The 16284-nt window shown below is 39.8% G+C and carries 18 protein-coding genes; 10 read left to right on the top strand and 8 right to left on the bottom strand.

Annotation, left to right across the window (positions count from 1 at the left end):
- Position 1: 1 nt before the first annotated feature.
- From AC0L3Y_RS12435 to AC0L3Y_RS12420, 4 genes are all read left to right on the top strand, one after another.
- Positions 2-835, top strand: coding sequence for an ABC transporter ATP-binding protein (locus AC0L3Y_RS12435; RefSeq protein ID WP_473463752.1), 834 nt, complete (start codon positions 2-4; stop codon positions 833-835).
- Entirely contained in the window at positions 813-1604 is a 792-nt protein-coding gene (locus AC0L3Y_RS12430; protein WP_473463747.1) for an ABC transporter permease, read from the top strand. Before AC0L3Y_RS12435 ends, AC0L3Y_RS12430 begins: the two co-directional genes overlap by 23 nt.
- A gap of 14 nt (positions 1605-1618) precedes the next feature.
- Entirely contained in the window at positions 1619-2095 is a 477-nt protein-coding gene (locus AC0L3Y_RS12425) for a nucleoside deaminase (protein ID WP_473463741.1), read from the top strand.
- A gap of 87 nt (positions 2096-2182) precedes the next feature.
- Entirely contained in the window at positions 2183-3202 is a 1020-nt protein-coding gene (locus AC0L3Y_RS12420) for an isopenicillin N synthase family dioxygenase (RefSeq protein ID WP_473463736.1), read from the top strand.
- 93 nt (positions 3203-3295) lie between these two features.
- On the opposite strand, the gene AC0L3Y_RS12415 is transcribed toward AC0L3Y_RS12420, so the two are convergent.
- Positions 3296-4720: an aminotransferase-like domain-containing protein gene (locus tag AC0L3Y_RS12415; protein WP_473463732.1), complete on the bottom strand. Its 1425-nt coding sequence runs from the start codon at positions 4718-4720 to the stop codon at positions 3296-3298.
- Positions 4721-4835: 115 nt separating this feature from the next.
- On the opposite strand from AC0L3Y_RS12415, the gene AC0L3Y_RS12410 reads away from it, so the two are divergent.
- Positions 4836-5438 (top strand): LysE family translocator, encoded by a 603-nt coding sequence (locus AC0L3Y_RS12410; RefSeq protein WP_473463728.1) that lies wholly within the window; start codon positions 4836-4838, stop codon positions 5436-5438.
- Positions 5439-5505: 67 nt separating this feature from the next.
- Here the strand turns inward: AC0L3Y_RS12410 and AC0L3Y_RS12405 are convergent, their stop codons facing one another.
- From AC0L3Y_RS12405 to uraD, 5 genes are all read right to left on the bottom strand, one after another.
- Positions 5506-6006, bottom strand: coding sequence for a hypothetical protein (locus AC0L3Y_RS12405; protein ID WP_473463725.1), 501 nt, complete (start codon positions 6004-6006; stop codon positions 5506-5508).
- A gap of 11 nt (positions 6007-6017) precedes the next feature.
- Positions 6018-6995 (bottom strand): YHYH protein, encoded by a 978-nt coding sequence (locus AC0L3Y_RS12400; RefSeq protein WP_473463719.1) that lies wholly within the window; start codon positions 6993-6995, stop codon positions 6018-6020.
- A 280-nt stretch (positions 6996-7275) separates the two neighbouring features.
- Positions 7276-7839, bottom strand: coding sequence for a GlxA family transcriptional regulator (locus AC0L3Y_RS12395; RefSeq protein ID WP_473463717.1), 564 nt, complete (start codon positions 7837-7839; stop codon positions 7276-7278).
- Positions 7806-8255, bottom strand: coding sequence for a type 1 glutamine amidotransferase family protein (locus tag AC0L3Y_RS12390; protein ID WP_473463712.1), 450 nt, complete (start codon positions 8253-8255; stop codon positions 7806-7808). Before AC0L3Y_RS12390 ends, AC0L3Y_RS12395 begins: the two co-directional genes overlap by 34 nt.
- Before the next feature lie 44 nt (positions 8256-8299).
- A complete protein-coding gene (gene uraD, locus AC0L3Y_RS12385) occupies positions 8300-8821 on the bottom strand; it encodes a 2-oxo-4-hydroxy-4-carboxy-5-ureidoimidazoline decarboxylase (protein ID WP_473463709.1) in 522 nt (173 codons plus the stop codon).
- A gap of 221 nt (positions 8822-9042) precedes the next feature.
- On the opposite strand from uraD, the gene uraH reads away from it, so the two are divergent.
- From uraH to AC0L3Y_RS12360, 5 genes are all read left to right on the top strand, one after another.
- On the top strand, positions 9043-9399 hold the full coding sequence (gene uraH, locus AC0L3Y_RS12380) for a hydroxyisourate hydrolase (RefSeq protein ID WP_473463705.1): 357 nt from the start codon (positions 9043-9045) through the stop codon (positions 9397-9399).
- 299 nt (positions 9400-9698) lie between these two features.
- Complete coding sequence (gene hpxO / locus AC0L3Y_RS12375; RefSeq protein ID WP_473463700.1) at positions 9699-10853, top strand: FAD-dependent urate hydroxylase HpxO; 1155 nt, start codon at positions 9699-9701, stop codon at positions 10851-10853.
- 334 nt (positions 10854-11187) lie between these two features.
- A complete protein-coding gene (locus tag AC0L3Y_RS12370) occupies positions 11188-13071 on the top strand; it encodes a methyl-accepting chemotaxis protein (RefSeq protein WP_473463697.1) in 1884 nt (627 codons plus the stop codon).
- 316 nt (positions 13072-13387) lie between these two features.
- Positions 13388-14176 carry a hypothetical protein gene (locus AC0L3Y_RS12365; RefSeq protein ID WP_473463692.1) on the top strand — a complete coding sequence of 263 codons (789 nt, stop codon included), beginning with the start codon at positions 13388-13390 and terminating at the stop codon, positions 14174-14176.
- A gap of 240 nt (positions 14177-14416) precedes the next feature.
- Complete coding sequence (locus tag AC0L3Y_RS12360; protein WP_473463689.1) at positions 14417-15586, top strand: MFS transporter; 1170 nt, start codon at positions 14417-14419, stop codon at positions 15584-15586.
- 71 nt (positions 15587-15657) lie between these two features.
- On the opposite strand, the gene AC0L3Y_RS12355 is transcribed toward AC0L3Y_RS12360, so the two are convergent.
- On the bottom strand, positions 15658-15951 hold the full coding sequence (locus AC0L3Y_RS12355) for a hypothetical protein (protein ID WP_473463684.1): 294 nt from the start codon (positions 15949-15951) through the stop codon (positions 15658-15660).
- Between the two features lie 94 nt (positions 15952-16045).
- A complete protein-coding gene (locus tag AC0L3Y_RS12350) occupies positions 16046-16276 on the bottom strand; it encodes a hypothetical protein (protein WP_473463679.1) in 231 nt (76 codons plus the stop codon).
- Positions 16277-16284 lie beyond the last annotated feature (8 nt).

Raw genomic sequence — 16284 nt, 5'->3', positions numbered from 1 at the left:
AATGGATAAAGTTTCAAATAACACTTCAGACGGTTTTTCAGGTAGCTCAAGCGACGACAAAAAAGCCGCTTATGTGAGTATGAAAGGTGTGGGTCATAAATATGACCCTAGCCCTGATACGCCAATGGTTGTGCAAGACATTGATCTTGACATTCATCGCCACGAATTCGTGGCGGTGGTTGGCCCTTCTGGTTGTGGTAAGTCCACATTATTACGTATGGTGGCGGGACTTTTAATTCCGTCCCATGGCGATGTCTCTGTTTTTAACCTTCCAGTAACGGAACCTCGTGATGACGTTGGTATTGTTTTTCAAAAAGCCAACTTACTGCCTTGGTTAACCGTACGCAAAAATGTGTTGTTTCCACTGAAACACAAATACGGCAGTTATTCAGCCAGTGACGAGCAGCGTGCCAACGAGCTTCTCGAAATGGCAGGTTTAACACAATTCGCTGACAAGATGCCTGATGAATTATCCGGCGGTATGCAACAACGTGTCGGTATTATTCGTGCTTTGCTACTGAATCCAGACATATTATTAATGGATGAACCTTTCTCTGCGTTGGATGCTTTGACCCGTGAACAGATCGGTTTCGATTTGTTGGATATTTGGAAAGAGCATCCTAAAACCGTATTGTTTATCACTCATTCAATCACTGAAGCCGTGTTGTTGTCAGATCGTATTTTGGTCATGAGTAAACGCCCCGGCACAGTATTGGATATGATCGATGTTGATCTGCCTCGCCCACGCTCACAAAAAACCATTAACTCGCCACGCTTTGCTGAATTAACTGACTTAATCCGAGGATATATTTATGAACCAAACACTCCCGCTTAAGTCTTGGATTCAATATCAAGCCAACCGCTTTGCACCAGCTTTGTTTTTTATTGGCTTAGTTGGTTTATGGGAACTTATTTGTCAGTTTGGTAATGTACCGAATTATATTTTACCTTCGCCTTCTGCGATTATTACCGCTTTTTTTGATGTAGAATTTTCCCGTTGGATAACCCACCTTTGGGCCACCTTACGTGTAGCTTTAATGGGTTTTGTGCTGTCAATTTGTATCGCTTTGCCTTTGTCTATTGGCATGATGCGCTCTGAATTGATGAACCGAATACTCTACCCTGCTTTGATTGTAATCCAATCAACACCAGTGGTTGCCGTTGCGCCTTTGATCATTGTATTGCTTGGCACTGATGACCCATCTCGCGTCTTGATTACTTGTTTGATCACCTTCTTTCCTTTGGTGGTTTCAACCACAACAGGCATGTTGGAAACACCACCAGAAATGATCGAACTGAGCCAATCTTTACGCGCACCTCGTTACCGTGAAACGTGGCAAATTCGTATTCCGTATGCGATCCCCCATATTTTCAGTGGTTTACGCGTATCAATCACCTTGGCGATTATTGGCGCTGTAGTGGCCGAATTCGTGGCAGCAGAAGAAGGTTTGGGCTATTTCATTCAATTCTCCACGTCTTTCTTTAAGATCCCACAGGCGTTTGCTGGTTTGATCTTCCTATCTATTATCAGCCTCCTGTTATTTAAGTCTGTTCAATGGGTACAAATTTGGTTGTTCCCTTGGAGCCTTCCTAAGAAGAAGTAATAAAAGAGAAAAATATGAAACTTAATGCTAAAGACACTGATTTTTTACGCCAAAGCTTTGCCCTTGCTGATGAGGCAAAGCAGCAAGGTATTCATCCTTTCGCAGCGATATTAGTTGATGACCAAGACAATGTAATCATGTCACAAGTGAACGGTTACTTACCGGACTTTGATATGACAGGCCATGCTGAACGCAAATTAATGACTCGTGCCAGTAAAGCCTATCGTCCTGATTTTCTAGCCAAATGCACCATGTATGTCTCTGCTGAACCTTGCGCTATGTGTGCAGGGTCTGCTTATTGGGCAGGATTAGGTCGAGTCATCTATGGACTAAGTGAAGCAAGACTAAAAGAGATCACGGGAAATCACCCTGAAAACCCAACGCTAGATTTACCTTGTCGCGCCGTGTTTGATTCAGGCCAACGTAAAGTGGAAGTAATCGGCCCCTGTCTTGAAGACGAAGCAGCAGAACTACAAGAAGGCGTTTGGTAATTCATACAAAATATTAAACAAACGGAGTAGAAGCAGTCAGGCTTTGCCAGGTCATTGCTCCACCTAACTTCATAAATGGAGGAAGCAATGACAATTGATTCATCAAAAAAAACAATACTCAAAGAACTACAAAGAGAGACCACTTTTGGTGGCACTGGCGAAGAAACCAATGACCGTGAAATCCGTATAATAGATCTAAGCGACTTCAATCATCGTCGTGAAGAAATAGCTGAGCAACTTTGGCTTGCCGCGACAGAAACGGGCTTTTTTCAACTCACTAACCACGGCATTCCTTCTGAAGAGATAGACGCTGCTTTTAATGAGTCAGATCGCTTTTTTAACCTACCTGAGAATATCAAAGGCCAATACCCAAGGCCAAAAGGCGTCAATGCGGGTTGGGAAAGCCGCAGTCAAATTCGCCCGTCTACTGGCACAAAAGATCAGAAAGAATCCTACCAAATCACTCAATACCATATGGATAATTTATGGCCGAGCGAACAAGAATTGGCAAACTTCCAAGCTAACACATTGCGTTTTGAGAAGTTATGTTGGGAAGTCGGTATGAAGGTGCTTTCTTGTTTCGCGGATAAATTAGGTTTTGATCGAGACTTCTTTACCAAGGCTCACGACCCTCAGCAAGACGACTATCAAAGCACCTTACGTTTACTACATTACTTTCCTACAGAAGGCGTCACTGAACAAGGAAACATCTGGCGTGCAGGCGCTCATACGGACTTTGATTGCTTAACTCTGCTCTTTCAACACGAAGGTCATGGCGGCTTGCAAGTTTGCCCTGGCGCCGAAGCAGGCACGAAACGTTGGACGAATATTCCACCGCTACCCAATGTTATCACCTGCAACATAGGTGACATGCTCATGCGCTGGAGCGACGACAAACTCATTTCAAACCTACATCGCGTCCGTCAACCAAGAATCGACGAATACTGCGGCAGCCGACACTCCATCGCCTTCTTTTGCCAAGCCAACAAAAAACAAATCATCCAAGGCCCAGAAAAACGTTACGAACCAATCAGCGCCGCTGACTTCTTAAGCCAACGAATTCAAGCCAATTTTGTTGATAAGGAAACAGGCAGACCATCAGCTTAATCTTTTATAATGAACGACTAAAATCATAAAAAAGACCGCAAATAATTTGCGGTCTTTTTGTTTATTTTGATGTTAACTATTAACCACTACCTTTTAAATCACTACATCTTGCTGATTTGAAAAGGCCATCAAGGCGTTTTTAAATTCTGCTATACCTTCTTCAAATTCATTTCTCGTATTAAATCCACCAAGGGAAATTCGTAAAGCGTTGAGGCTGATAGAAATCGCTTGCGAACTTGAATGACAAAATAAATCTGCTGTTCTGGCTTTCACGTTTCTGGATAGTAAAAAGGCGTTAAACTGGTTTACGTTTATATGGTTCGGCAAACTGAGCCATACATTCAAGCCACCACTACGAGCGGTTAAGCCTTGTTTTTCAGCCATCGTTTTAAAGGCGTTTTGGCGATAGCGCATTTCGCCTTCCAACAAAGATTGGTTATGAATAAAACCTTCGCTAGTTAGAAATCTCGTTGCAAGTTCGAAGTTTAACGTTGACACCATCCAGCATTGGCTATGAATGTTTCCATTAAAGGCTTGCTGCCATAATGTAGGAACTATGGTGTATGCCACTCTTAATCCACCCGCAACGTATTTGGATAAGCTTGATATATAAAACACACGATCTGGTGCTTTTTGTTGCAAAGGCAAACGCCAGCTTTCTGACAAGCAATAGTTCACATCATCTTCAACAATGTAAAAATCGTATTTACGACTAAGCGTCACAATACTTTCTAATTGAGCAGGTGAATATTGTATGTTGGTGGGGTTTTGCATATTGGGCGTGATGTAAAGCAGCTTAGGTTTATATTGCTGACAATATTGCTCTAAGACGTTTAAATCCAAACCTTGCGGTGTAATGGGTACGCTTAAGGGTTTTACTCGACTTGCATCTACAGCCCGAAAAAAACCTGGGTACGCCAATTCTTCATGCAATATGTAATCGTTTTCTTTGGTGAGGATTTGCAGGCAAGTATAAATGCCCTGCTGTGCGCCTTGAGTAAAAACAATATCATTAGTTTCTATTTTGATCTTTTTTCTGGCTAACCAATCTGTGAACACTTGTTTATGTTTGGCAACACCTTGAGGCGAGTAGGTCATCACTTGCGTAACCGCATCCATATCTTGAGCAAGTTCACTTAATGCCTTCTTCATTAACATCTGCTGACCCAGCATTGGCTGCATGCTGGATGCAAAGTCGTATTCCTTGGCGGCCTGAGCACTTTGATCTGATTGACCGCTTACCTTATGTGTCGAACTAGGCAAGTTGACATAGGTGCCAGCGCCGAGCTTTGCACTAACGAGCCCTTTCTTTTCCAACACGTCATAAGCTCTGGTCACTGTACCGTGAGTGATACCCAGCTGATCTGCAAGTAATCGCTGTGCAGGTAACTTTTGTTGATCAGATAAGGATCCCGCCACAATAGCTTGCTCAATTAACAACACCAAGGCTTTGTATTTTGGCAGAGCCAAACAAGCCTCATCGAACTCTATTTTACTAACCGTCAAAATTGTATTCATAACAATAAATAAATTGCCCATAATTGTATTGTGTGAGAATCTTAATTAGTACAATACAACGTAAATCGTATTGATACAATTTTAAATTATCTGCTTACCTATTTGGAATAAAACAATGAATACGGCTTTGTTAGAATTGATTCCCGCGCTTGTGCTTTTTTGTCTAATTGCAACGATAACACCCGGACCAAACAATATTTTATTAGCCCATTCTGGTGCCAACTTCGGCATGAAAAAAACCTTACCTCATGTGATAGGCATTCGTATTGGCATGACCTTGCTTCACATTGCTATCTTGTTAGGACTAGGTCAGATTTTCAAACACTGGCCAATCTTGCACGATGTATTCACCTTTGTCGCAGCAGGTTACATTGTCTATATGTCTGCCAAAATTGCCTTGGCAAAACCTCATGACTCGAAAAACAGTTTACAGCCTATGAGCATTAAGGAAGCGGCACTTTTTCAAACCATCAATCCAAAGTCTTGGTCGATGTTAATCACCGCAAGTTCTGTCTTCACCTTAACAGGAGATCTTTTCTGGCCATCCGCTTTGATGTGTCTTATTGCTTTTAACACTGCGACTTTACCCGGAACTTTTATGTGGATCACCATAGGAAAACTGGTTTCTAACAAGCTACAAAATCCGACTTTTCATCGTAACTTCAACCTACTAATGGGGTTTTTACTGTTAACCACTTTGCCGATGATATTTATCTAACATAAAAAAAGGCGACTCAAGGTCGCCTTTACATTAAACATTAAACATTAAACATTAAACATTGTATTTATTCTGGAATGACAATTTTAACAACCGATGAAATAGTTTCTCCATTGTTTGCCCATTCACTATGGTTATTGGCGTTCAACGTTACTTTCACGAAATTCTCTCCAGATTTTAAAGCACTAGTCGGCAAATGAAACCAAGTAGAATAAACTCGAGCGTACTTCACACCATTAACATACACATGAGCGTGGCCTGAATTAAATTTAGGTTCACGATTAATCGCCGCTGGCGTGAATTCAAAATTTCGCACTAATATTTGAATATTAAAACCACCCATCACATCAGGAAACATCAAGTGCGTTACCGATGGTACTGGTAAGCTTTCCGAAACAGCCAACAAAGGATGATCGTGCATTTCCATCACATCCAACATACTGCTTTCGGAGGCTTTGCTAGTATTCAGTGTTTCAAATGGTTGAGAAGGTAAAAATGTCATTAGAGTCACCGCAAGGGCACCACCAATCAAAAAATAAGCAATTCGTTCAATCATAATAACGCTCAATCATCATCCACTTAGTGCTGCTGCGGTGGAGGTAAAGCGTCACGTAAAGCGTCTTCAGTTACACCCAGCTTTTCTGCTGCTTCTGCAAAATTAGGCGGCATATCAGCACCCAATGCTTGACGAATTTCATCTTGCGATACATTCAGAGCAACTGCAGCTTCAGAAAAATCTGGACCTTGAGGTTGTCCTTGACCCGAAATTTCACCCACTTCCCCATGATAACAATTGATCATATAAGGCGCTTCATCGGCGGTTAGATGATAATGATAAATACCATCTGGGAATTCAGGCGTTACGTCAAAGTGTCCACTGCATTCATCTAAATCACTGTTCGTTACGGTTGAACCATTAACACCGTGATTACCATAAACTGGGAAGCCATCTTCCAATACTCCAATCATGGTGGAGTGCTGCCCTTCTTGATCGAGTTCACCCGTAATACACAATGGAATACCGTGATAATGGTAGTTAGTGCCGTCCACTAGCGTATGCCCATTACACTCATCCACAAAAGGTACGTGATCATGAATCACATTATCATCTAGCGCGGTAATACTACGCTGCATGTCTTCATAGTCATTAAAGATTTGTGCACCCGTAATAGCCACACCAATACGACCCAAAGAAGTATCTGTCACTTTATCCACGTAGTTTGGACGCGTAGTAATGGTAGTATCTACATCCGTTTCAGTAAAATATTCACTTGATTTAACAACGGTAAACTCATCTGCAGCATTGTCTGAAAATGGCATGGAGCCAACATCATTCGGGATTAAGTACTTCTCAGCGAAACCGTGACTAGGAATACCATTTGACTGAAAACGGAAGGTATCTTCCTGATCATCTACGGTAATAGTGACATTGTCCGCCCAATTGGCATTAACTACCGCTGAAGCGGTATCAACACCTCCAGCTCTGACGGTAAACTGAACGGCAGCAGCAGTCACCACACATAAAGCTGCAATACTAAGTAAGACCTTATTTTTCATAACCAACAAACCTAAAGATAAGTAATATTTAAGATACTATAGATCTTTATTATTAATAAACCAGATACTTAGTCACTAAATATAAGCCCAAAAACCTATAGAACGGAGCAATCACATCATTTCCTTTTTGCCTGCTCTCTAACTACCAGTTTTCTCCTACTTTCCCTTTATGATCGCTTATTCACAGTAACCTATTTTGGTTTTATTCATTTAATTTCACTCTCGAATTTCATCTAAGAGAAAACTAAATTCAAATAATAAGTGCTAAAGATTTAAGTGATTAAATAGGACTGGGTTGTCTTCTATCACTGCTAGGGGGCGTTTTGAAAAAGTCTCGATAACTTTTACTGAACAAAGAAGAGCTAGAAAAGCCACAAGAGATGCTTACATCGGTAATCGACATATTGGTTTGGGTGAGTAAACGACGGGCTTTATTCAATCGGATTTTTAAATAATAACGGGATGGTGAATCTTTAAGATGTTTATTAAACAGTCTTTCTAATTGACGACGTGAAAGCCCTGCATATCCTGCCAATGAGTCGAGGTCGATGACCTCTTCTGTGTTGGCTTCCATTATCGTAATCGCATTGATTAATGACTCATGGCTGTTTCCTAAAGCGACTTTTAATGGAATTTTTTGTAGTTCATGTTCACTACGCATACGCTCTGTTTGGAAAACTTCACAAATCTGCGTACTGATATCTCGACCAAAATCTTGATAAATAATATTCAGCATCATATCCAGTGGCGCTGTGCCTCCAGCACAGGTGATGCGTTGTTTATCTATAACAAACAATGACGTCTCTACTTCTAACCCAGGAAATGCTTCACAGAACATTTCCATGTGATCCCAAGAGATGGTGCAACGGGTATTTTCAAGTAAGTCAGCCTGAGCCAATAGGTAGGTTCCCGTACACAGCGAACCCAAGACCAGTTTTTTATGCTTTTTTTCAAACCAGTGAGGAATTGCAGAACTTGGGCATTCACCTGTTGTTTAACGTTAATTCCTGCACAAATAAAAATAGTATCAAAGTCACTAAAGTCTGCGGAGAAATCCAAATCTGCGGTAATACCAAGACCATCACTGGCTTTAACTGGTTTACCATCAAACGTAATGGTTGACCAACGATAAGCCGAAAAACCTAATATCTGATTTGCCATTCGCATGGTTTCAATTGCCGATGTCATCGGCAACAGAGAAAAGTCGCCCACTAAAATAAAGCCATAAGTTTGAGGTTTTAATGTATGACTGATTTCCATGGTAATTTTTCCGCTATTAACTCAATGATACAAAGCTGACAATTTTAAAGATCAGCCAATCTAAAACCTGCAATTTTATGAACTTCGCTAAGTGCTCGGTCAAACTCGGTTTGCCAATCATTTGGTGTTCTTTCTTCAAAACCTGCAAGTATCTGTTCTTTAGTTGCACCTTTTACAGCCATGATAAAAGGAAAACCAAATTTTTCACGATATTGATCATTAATTTGTAGGAAGTGGGCAAGCTCGATATCGGTACACTGATCCAGTCCTGCCCCAGCTTGCTCTGATTTCGAAGCATCAGTCAGTTCACCCACAGCCGCGGCTTTTCCGGCTAAATCTGGGTGTGCACGTAATAGCATCAATTTTTGCTCATCACTGCTTTGATCCACGATATCTCGCATTGCCCGTTGGACTTTTTCAATATCATCGAAGTAGCCAGCAGGATGCTCAGACTTTTGACGCCATAGTTGCTCGGCTACCCATGACGAGTGTTCATAAATACCGCTTAACAATGAAACAAAATCGGCTTCATCTTGTGAGTGAAATACGGCTTGTTGGTTCTGCATAACAGGTCTCCAAAATATTCGCGTTATGAATTAAGAAAAGGCTCACTCATTTTTACTTTTCTAAGTATAAAATTCACAATCCAGAAAATCATTAAAACATATGGCACAGTTATTGATCTATATGAAACAATAGTTTCAACCTTAGATTTACAGTTCAATATTTCATTTTTGCAATATACGGGCAAAATACTCAAATTCGTTTCAACAGTTAAGGAAAAACAATGGGCTATTTAACCACTCATATTCTTGATACAACCAAAGGCGTTGCCGCAGCCAATGTGAAGATACAACTATTCAAACACGATAAAGATGGCCAGCGTCAATTGCTTCACACTACGATAACCAATGACGATGGACGCTGCGACCAGCCATTGTTAGACGCTGAAAACTTCATTGCTGGGGTTTATGAACTTGAATTTGCTATTGATGACTATTTTGCAAAACAAGGCATTGAAGTAACAGAACCCAGTTTTCTCAATACAATTGTTATCCGCTTTGGAATTAGTGATGAAGAAGCACACTACCATATTCCTCTTTTGGTCTCTCCATACTCTTACAGCACTTACCGCGGCAGCTAAAAATAATTAAGTGATAAAGAAAAGAGCCTATTTTTGAAGTAACTCCTTTAAAGTTGAAAACTTCAGGCTCTTTTATTTTCATTAGCAATCCCCCTAAAAAACGCACCAACAAAACCAACCGCGCACCACAATAAAGCAAACATAATTCATCATTCAAACAGGTTTAATTCTTATCTCTATCGTTTTTCTCCTTCTGAAGAAGCCTAAAACAAAGGTTTCACAAAAAAAATTATAGGCACATTTGTTTCATGGTACATTTTTTGCGTTTCAGTCAGTAATTAGACATTTAAGGAACTGATATGAAAGCATTAATCATTGGTGCAGGCATTGGCGGCATGTCCGCTGCCGTGGCTTTAAAACAGCAAGGCATTGAATGCGAAATTTTTGAAGCCGTAAAAGAAATGAAACCTGTTGGCGCTGCTTTATCTATTTGGCAAAACGGTGTGAAATGCATGAGACACCTTGGCATGGGCCACATCATGGACGAACTTGGAGGCCCGATGCACAATCTCGCTTATCAAGACGGTTTCACAGGAAACATAATGACACAGTTCAGTCTTAAACCTTTATTAGAGGCAGTTTCTGAACGCCCTTGCCCAGTTTCCAGAGCTGACTTACAAAGCCAAATGATTGATTTCTGGGGTCGTGATAAAGTCCAATTTGGTAAACGAATTGAAAAAGTAGAACAAACCGACACCAGTGTAACGGCTTACTTTACTGATGGCACCAGCGCTACAGGCGATATGATGATAGCAGCAGATGGCACACGCTCTGTTGTTCGAGCACATGTACTGGGCAAAGAACTAGACCGTCGTTACGCAGGTTATGTCAACTGGAATGGCTTAGTGGATATAAACACAGACATAGCACCAGCTGATCAATGGACTACCTTTGTTGGAGAAGGTAAACGTGTTTCCATCATGCCAATTGCAGGTGGCCGCTTCTACTTCTTCTTTGACGTACCACTACCATTGGGCCTTAAAGAAGACAGAACAACAGTTACTAGTGATTTAAAAGGTTACTTCAAAGGTTGGACAAAACCGGTCCAAACCCTTATTGACGCCATTAATCCAGAAACCACAAACCGTATAGAGATACATGACATCACACCATTTGATACCTTAGTGAAAGGCAACATCGCCCTACTTGGCGACTCTGCTCACAGCACCACACCCGACATAGGCCAAGGCGGTTGCTCTGCACTAGAAGACTCGGTTGTATTAGGCCAATGCTTTGCTGAAACTAAAGACATCCATGCTGCCATTAAAAACTACGAAGAAAAACGTCGTTTCCGTGTTCAAGATCTTGTCTTAAAAGCCCGTAAGCGCTGTGACGTGACTCATGGTAAAGACATGCAAGAAACTCAGGCTTGGTACGATGATCTACGAGTAGAAAAAGGTGAAAACATCATTGAAGGCATTCGAAATACAATTGTGAATGGTCCATTAAATTGATTGCTCATCTCAATATTTAATAACAAATAAGTTATTTAACATTTATCAAGGGTCACATTTAAAGGTGACCTTTTTTATGAACCACAAAGAATGCCAATTGAAACAACAGTTCTTTTTTTCAAGTTAAATTCTGTTCAAGGGTTTAAACCATTTCCCTCCCTCCATTTATCAAGACAGAAAATACCAATTGAACAAGCCAACCCTTAATATCATCTTAATAACCCTTAATATTTACATGAATTTATGAAACGAAATTATATAATTTCATCCACATAAAATAATATAATTTCGCAGTTAATCTCATTAACAGTCTAAAGGATGGACAGGAAATATTATGAGCGCGAAAATAAGATTATTAAGCTATGTCGGAGCATTATTTGCTGCGGCTATATTAATTGTATCTCTTACGGGGTATTTGAATTTTAAATCAGCTTCTGTTACCCACTCTACAGAGAGTCTAAAAACAGAGTCTTTTTTGATTTCTAATGCATTGGAACAACGAGTCCAACGCTATTTTGACAGTTTAAGTATTGTTGCTGGTGATTTACCTATAGATAAAGACGGCCACATTGATGTAGACGTCGTAGTTAATAAACTCAAAGAAACAACAAAAGCACTCGATGTTGTAGCAACGGTTGTTGCCCTTGAAAGTGGAAAGACATTTATCGCGACTGGCGAGATAGCTAATTTTAATGCGAAAGCACTTGGCAGAGAGTGGTATGAAAGAATTTTTGCGGGCGAAAAACAGATCATTACCAAACCATATAAAACCGCCGATACTGGGGAACTAGTAATGGCATTTGCGGTTCCTGTTATGCGCGATAACAAGATCGTAGCCACTTTACTTATCAATACCAAAGTACTTGGCATTACACAGTTTGCCAAAAGCCTCTCTGAAAAAAACCAGCTTATTGTAAGCCGAGCCGATGGCTTTATTCTTGCTGCTCCTGAAGCGGATAAAATTGGTGAAAACTTGTTTAAACTTCAACCTTCATTTGAAGCCTATAAAGACAAAGAAAACAGCCAACATAACTATAATGACTCTGGTGAAGAATATGTTGTAAGCAGCGCAAGAATAGCATCCTTAGGTTGGAATGTTTGGTCGCTAGATACAGCAGGTCACATTAATGCACCTTCCAACTCAAACCTGATTCAAGGCCTTACCCTTTCTATTTTTTTAATTCTAATCGCCTTAGGTATCATCTATTTGTTTGTGATGAAGCTTATGTATAAACCAATTGGAGGTGAACCAAAAGAAATTGAAGAGCTAGTAAAACGTGTAGCCAATGGTGACTTAAGTTTACAAGCTTCGGTAACAGGAAAAGAAACGGGGATTTATGCTGCAACTATTTTGATGATTAACAACCTAACAACCATCATCAACAATATTAGTGAAACCACAGATCAACTTAAATTATCGTCAGATAACGTTACGACCTCTGCAGATAGAACAAACAGCAGTTCTAAGAAGCAAATGGCTCAGTTAGAGAAAACCTCTACTGCGATGAATGAAATGACCATGACAGTTGAGGAAGTGGCGCGAAATGCATTGCAAGCATCAACCGCTGCGAAAGAGGCCAATGAGTTCTCTGATTTAGGTATTAACGTTGTTCAAGAAATGAATGACAGCATTTCCACCTTATTGATTGATCTTGAAAAGGTCATGGCTGTAACCACTAAACTTGAAAAGGAAACTCAAGGTATTGACAGTATTTTAGAAGTCATCAACGCCGTTTCTGAACAAACTAACTTACTTGCATTAAACGCTGCAATTGAAGCCGCGCGAGCAGGTGAACATGGTCGGGGCTTCGCCGTTGTCGCAGATGAAGTTCGTAGTCTAGCTAATCGTACAAAGGAAAATACGGACGAAATTAAAAGTATGATAAGCAAGCTTCAAGATGAAGCTCTGCAATCAGTTCAGTTAATGAGCAACAATATGACAGATGCGAGAACGACTGCAGCCAAGTCAAATGATGCAAGCAAAGCATTACAGTCAATCCAAAATGCCGTCTCTGTGATTCAAGATATGAATGTACAAATTGCCACCTCTGCAGAAGAACAAACTCATGTAGCTTCTGAGATCAACGCTAGTATTCTTGAAATTAATGACCTTGCGAAAGAAACCTATGAGAATTCAAACCGTAACAAGGGTATGGCATCTAACCTCACTAATCTGGCATTAACATTAGATAAATCCGTTGATGTGTTTAAACTATAAAGTCTTAGATTCCATATCTAAATAGTCTAGATAGGTAGAATACGCTTCTACCTGTCTTCATTTTCCAGTGAAGGCATGTTTCGAGCTTTCATTGGAAAATTATTATGATATAAAATAACCCTCCATATAAAATAAAAACCACGGTTCAAAAAGTGCTTCCCCGTCTTATTTATTACCTAAGTTTAGTTGTTTGCATAAGCTACCCTAAGTCTCTAAAACCTTACAAAGCATAGATATATCAATGATATAGGTCCTTTTCATGTAAGGCTATCAGTGATATAAAGCGTCCACTGAAATTCAAATTTAAGGGTTAAACATGAAAGGCTTCTTGCTCATTATTGGTATTTTTTTATCTCATACTGTTGCAGCATTAGATTTAGTAAAATACCCAATTGAACTCAGTTCTTACGAAGGCATCACTGTTGTTATCGCTCCGACATCAGATAAAAAACAAGCCTTACTAAAAATAACAGGAATAAACCATAGTATTGATGATGTGGTTTTTCTGACCACTTACAAACAACATGGCAACAAAAAAGCCTATAAATACACATTCGACGGCAGCGAGCGCGCTTTAGTCAGTGTGGATGATCATTATGGCTGCTGCTCATATGAACTATATTTACCTGATACCCGAAAAAGCATTTACCTAGAAAAAACGGAGAATACAGACCCTGTCATTACTAAGAATTTACTGGCTCAGTATGAACAGCAACTAAATAAGGGAGTTCAAGCAAAACTAGCAACTTTTAACCGTAAAAAGCATGTTGCAAGCCAACAACAAAATATTCTTAGGGCAAATAAAGAGGTTCTGGAAAAATGCGAACTTCCTATTCAATCAAGTATCGATTGGAAAAAAGTCTCTGACGCAGATCTAAAAAAATATTCAGTTGGTTCATTTTGCGCTCAAGTAGGTCACGAAATAGCAAAAATGTGCGGACAAAACAATCAATTCAAAACGCAAGTATCTCAATTCCAAGTGGTTCAATGTGAATTTACAGATACACTAAAGTTACGCCAAAATGACAAAACGCTTAACTTTAAAATAGCACCAACAGAGCCTAACCAACCACAGTTTATCAACTCATATTTACGTAATTTATAATTATTTTCTGAATAAATAAACAATATCTCAGCTAATACCGCCTCACTTATCTAAAGAAAAAGTGAGGCGGTATTTTTTATTCGCTTCTACTTCCTCATTAAATAGATTCATCATCACAAGAATGAAAGTCATCAAAATTATTTAACCTTGCTGTGATAGCATAAGATTATTAATAAAACTCTAACGGCTAATTCTAAACTTTCGTTTTAAGCGCAAAATTAATTCACCAAAGGAATACATATGTTAGGCATAACAGTTTGGGGGTTATCCCTTGGGCAGGCGCTATTAATTACAGGAAATATTTTACTCGTTTCTGTCACCGCATTAATTGGTAACAAAATCAGTCCATCAGCGGATTTAGCAACGGTTCCTGTCGCCCTGCAATTTATAGGTTTAATGAGTGCGACCTTGCCTGCCGCTTTATTGGTTCGTTTACTGGGCAGAAAAGTCGTTTTTTTAATAGGTAACACTATTGGACTGTTTGGTGCAGCATTAGCTTATTACGCCCTATTACACAGTGACTTTTGGCTGTTCTGCACTTCAACTTTTTTATTGGGTGTTGCCATTGGTATTGGTCAACAATATCGTTTTGCGGCAGTCGAAAACTGTCCGGAAGGTAAAGGCCCACAAGCCATTAGTTTGATTATGGGAGGCGGTATTTTAGCGGCTGTACTTGGTCCTAATCTAGCAGTTTGGTCCGAGTACATTATTCCAGATACACAATACATTGGTGCGTTTGCCGCTCTCTTCATCCTATATGCTATAACCACAGTTCTGGTTGCTGTGTTACCGCTTAAAAAAGCTAGCATCGAAGAACAAACAGGAACACCGCGCTCTTACGCTGAATTACTTCGTCAGCCCGTTCTAATTGCCTCGATCACATCAGGCGCAATTGGCTATGCAGTAATGGTATTAATCATGACGGCCACACCGCTCGCTATGCATGGTCATGGGTTTCATTTTGGACATACCGCCAGTGTCATTCAATGGCATGTATTAGGTATGTTTGCACCATCATTTTTCACCGGTCATTTAATTAAGAAGTTCGGTACGAGTCGTATTGTCCAAGCTGGTTGTATATTACTTATCGCCTGCATTTTATTAAACCAATTTGGCACTTCTTATTGGTATTTTTGGACCGCGTTAGTCTTCTTGGGCATAGGTTGGAACTTCACTTTTATTGGCGCAACCAATCTGCTCACACAAACTTACCAGCCTGCTGACAAAGCAAAAATACAAGGTTTAAATGACTTTCTGGTTTTTGGCTCTTCCGCCGTGGCAAGTATTCTGGCGGGTTATTGGCAGAGTTTATTTGGATGGGAGATATTAAATATGCTGATGCTGCCCGCTATCTTTATCGCCATGATCACAGTTTACCTCAGTATGAAGCGATCTATAAAAACGGTTTAATCCAAAAAAATAGCCGCACTTTGTTTGTACGGCTATTTTGGTCTGTTACTTAATATTGGTGTTTAAAACACCTAATCAAACTGAATGACGTAAAAACAATAAATGATGGTGAGAAAGACGGGAAACAAATGCCACCAATAAGACAACTTCGGAGATTTTTTTATTGCTAAATACAAAAGCATTGATGCCACAATGATGCTAGACAAGGGAATTAATATAAAAGAAAGAGTAAATATAAAATTCTGAAAATCACTGATTTCATTGTTATTTACAACACCTGCAGCAGAAAAAATAACAAACATCATAACCATACCTGCAAAAGAAAATTGCGCGAAGGTCATTAAAAAAAGTACAAAGTAACGCATAAAATCAACCTATTCTTTTTATATCCTGTCTTATTTTAAAGCGAATAATTAAAGAAGGCACCTATTAACGTAAGACAGTAGAAAAAGAACTCGTCTAATCAATGGCTTTTATTACTGCCGACACATCAGGTAGAATAGTTGTATTAGGGTCTTGCATCTCATCAAATAAAGCCGCTACAAATGGGTGTTGTTCTGGGTATTCTTTCAACCATGACAGTAAGATTTCTTGAACCTCTGCCATAGATTGATCTACTGTTAGCGGAACACCAATAGCGATCAATTTTTCTTTAAAATCCACTTCGTCGATTAAATCTACGATCATCATAAGATCTT

The sequence above is a fragment of the Marinomonas sp. GJ51-14 genome, from assembly GCF_055808695.1.
This window is presented reverse-complemented; position numbering and strand designations above follow the sequence as displayed.

Coding starts and splice junctions, on each gene's coding strand:
- AC0L3Y_RS12435 (WP_473463752.1), top strand. CDS start 2: ATGGATAAAGTTTCAAATAACACTTCAGACGGTTTTTCAGGTAGCTCA.
- AC0L3Y_RS12430 (WP_473463747.1), top strand. CDS start 813: ATGAACCAAACACTCCCGCTTAAGTCTTGGATTCAATATCAAGCCAAC.
- AC0L3Y_RS12425 (WP_473463741.1), top strand. CDS start 1,619: ATGAAACTTAATGCTAAAGACACTGATTTTTTACGCCAAAGCTTTGCC.
- AC0L3Y_RS12420 (WP_473463736.1), top strand. CDS start 2,183: ATGACAATTGATTCATCAAAAAAAACAATACTCAAAGAACTACAAAGA.
- AC0L3Y_RS12415 (WP_473463732.1), bottom strand. CDS start 4,720: ATGAATACAATTTTGACGGTTAGTAAAATAGAGTTCGATGAGGCTTGT.
- AC0L3Y_RS12410 (WP_473463728.1), top strand. CDS start 4,836: ATGAATACGGCTTTGTTAGAATTGATTCCCGCGCTTGTGCTTTTTTGT.
- AC0L3Y_RS12400 (WP_473463719.1), bottom strand. CDS start 6,995: ATGAAAAATAAGGTCTTACTTAGTATTGCAGCTTTATGTGTGGTGACT.
- AC0L3Y_RS12395 (WP_473463717.1), bottom strand. CDS start 7,839: ATGGAAATGTTCTGTGAAGCATTTCCTGGGTTAGAAGTAGAGACGTCA.
- AC0L3Y_RS12390 (WP_473463712.1), bottom strand. CDS start 8,255: ATGGAAATCAGTCATACATTAAAACCTCAAACTTATGGCTTTATTTTA.
- uraD (WP_473463709.1), bottom strand. CDS start 8,821: ATGCAGAACCAACAAGCCGTATTTCACTCACAAGATGAAGCCGATTTT.
- uraH (WP_473463705.1), top strand. CDS start 9,043: ATGGGCTATTTAACCACTCATATTCTTGATACAACCAAAGGCGTTGCC.
- hpxO (WP_473463700.1), top strand. CDS start 9,699: ATGAAAGCATTAATCATTGGTGCAGGCATTGGCGGCATGTCCGCTGCC.
- AC0L3Y_RS12370 (WP_473463697.1), top strand. CDS start 11,188: ATGAGCGCGAAAATAAGATTATTAAGCTATGTCGGAGCATTATTTGCT.
- AC0L3Y_RS12365 (WP_473463692.1), top strand. CDS start 13,388: ATGAAAGGCTTCTTGCTCATTATTGGTATTTTTTTATCTCATACTGTT.
- AC0L3Y_RS12360 (WP_473463689.1), top strand. CDS start 14,417: ATGTTAGGCATAACAGTTTGGGGGTTATCCCTTGGGCAGGCGCTATTA.
- AC0L3Y_RS12355 (WP_473463684.1), bottom strand. CDS start 15,951: ATGCGTTACTTTGTACTTTTTTTAATGACCTTCGCGCAATTTTCTTTT.
- AC0L3Y_RS12350 (WP_473463679.1), bottom strand. CDS start 16,276: ATGATGATCGTAGATTTAATCGACGAAGTGGATTTTAAAGAAAAATTG.